Origin of the sequence: Falsiroseomonas sp., from assembly GCF_030695085.1 — a bacterium.
GTDB lineage: Bacteria > Pseudomonadota > Alphaproteobacteria > Acetobacterales > Acetobacteraceae > Falsiroseomonas.
The window spans coordinates 1-1,790 of sequence record NZ_JAUYTS010000218.1 but is presented as its reverse complement, the minus strand read 5'-3'; the positions used below and the strand labels follow the sequence as shown (position 1 = coordinate 1,790).

The 1,790-nt window shown below is 69.1% G+C and carries 2 protein-coding genes; one reads left to right on the top strand and one right to left on the bottom strand.

Annotated features, from left to right (window positions below):
- Positions 1–891, bottom strand: an 891-nt coding sequence (gene pdhA, locus Q8S40_RS22715; protein ID WP_371136878.1) for a pyruvate dehydrogenase (acetyl-transferring) E1 component subunit alpha, incomplete at its 3' end; no start/stop codon positions are given.
- 329 nt (positions 892–1,220) lie between these two features.
- Between pdhA and Q8S40_RS22710 the strand changes: the two genes are divergently transcribed.
- Positions 1,221–1,790: MFS transporter (locus Q8S40_RS22710; protein WP_305672228.1), on the top strand; the 570-nt coding region annotated here is incomplete at its 3' end.

Here is a 1,790-nt window from a genome sequence, read left to right as displayed (position 1 = left end):
CTCATCCGGCTCCGGCGAGGTCTGCGCGAATTCCGCGCTGTCCTGCACGATGGCCTTCACCTCGTCGTCGATGACCTTCAACGCCGCCTCGCTGGTCTCGAAGACCTCCAGCGGCATCTTCCGCGCGGTCTCGATGCAGTCATTCTGCTCCCGCATCTTCTGCACCTCCTCCCGCGTCCGGTACTTGGCCGGGTCGGACATCGAATGCCCGCGATAGCGGTAGGTCTTCATCTCCAGCAGGTACGGGCCATTGCCGGCCCGGCAATGGGCCACCGCGCGTTCGCCCGCCTCCTTCACCGCCACCACATCCATGCCGTTCACCTGCTCACCCGGGATGCCCCAGGGCGAGCCGTTCTTCGATAGGTCGCGCGACGCACTGGCGCGCTCCACGCTGGTGCCCATGCCGTACTTGTTGTTCTCGATGACGAAGATGCAGGGCAGCTTGAACAGCGCCGCCAGGTTCAGGCTTTCGAAGACCTGGCCCTGGTTCGAGGCCCCCTCGCCGAAATAGGCGACCGAGACCGAATCATCGCCGCGATACCAATTGGCGAAAGCCAGCCCGGCGCCGAGCGAAACCTGCGCGCCGACAATCCCGTGGCCGCCATAGAAGCCCTTCTCGCGGGAGAACATGTGCATGCTCCCGCCCTTGCCCTTGGAATAGCCACCGATCCGCCCGGTCAGCTCCGCCATCACGCCGCGGGCCTCCATGCCGGTGGCCAGCATATGGCCGTGGTCGCGATAGGAGGTGATGACCTGGTCGCCGGGCTTCAGGCAGATCTGCATGCCGACGACCACGGCTTCCTGGCCGATATACAGATGGCAGAAGCCGCCGATCAGGCCCATGCCGTACAACTGGCCGGCCTTTTCCTCGAAACGGCGGATCAGCAGCATGTCCCGATAGGCACGGGTCAGCTCGTCCTTGCTGATGGCGGGCTGATTGGCCCCCTTGGAGGCCCCCTTGCCGCGGGCTGCGCGGGCGGCGGTCTCGGCCATGCGGTGTCCTCCTCAGGGCTTCCCTTTCCCCGCAAATACGCGTGCTGCCGGAGCTGTGCAAGCTTGGCGTGGTTCGGAAAAGCATTGATTGTGCAATGCAATAAGCGAATTAACCGAAGTGCGGTTAACTCGATTTCGGCCCGTATTTCGTCATTGCGGCGCAACCGCCGGATGGCGGCGGAATCGTGCCGAGGGCATGCCTGCGCCGCAAGATTCCGGAAGCCCGCATGCCGCGCCCGCACCCCCTCACCCTCGCTTTCGCCGCCCTGCATGGGGCGGATCAACTCGCCCTCGCCGCCCTGCCGCTGGTGGCGGCGCTGTGGCTTGGCGCCGGGCCAGGCCTCACCGGCGCGCTGGTCGCGGCCCAGGGTGCCGCCTGGCTGCTGGTGGCGCTGCCCGCCGGCGTTTTGGCGGACCGGCTGGATCGCAGGCGCCTGCTGGCGGGTGGCAGCCTGGTCGCCGCGGCTGGTTTCGCCCTGGCGCTGGCCTTCAGCCGGCACCCGCTGCTGCTCGGGCTGGCGGCCTTCCTCGGCGCGGCTGGCGTGGTGGCCGCGGCGCTTGCGGTCTTCGCCCTGCTGCCCGCCCTGGTGCCGCGCCCGGGCCTTCCGGCGGCCAATGCCAGGCTCGAACTCGGCCGGGCGATCGCGACGCTGGCCGCGGCGCCACTGGCCGGGGTGCTGGCCGCGCAGGGATGGCCGCAGGCAGGGCTCGGCCTGGCGGCGCTGGCCGGACTGGCGGCGGCGATCCTGGCCTGGGGCCTGCCGGCCCTGCCACCCCCGCCACGCACGCAGCAGCCG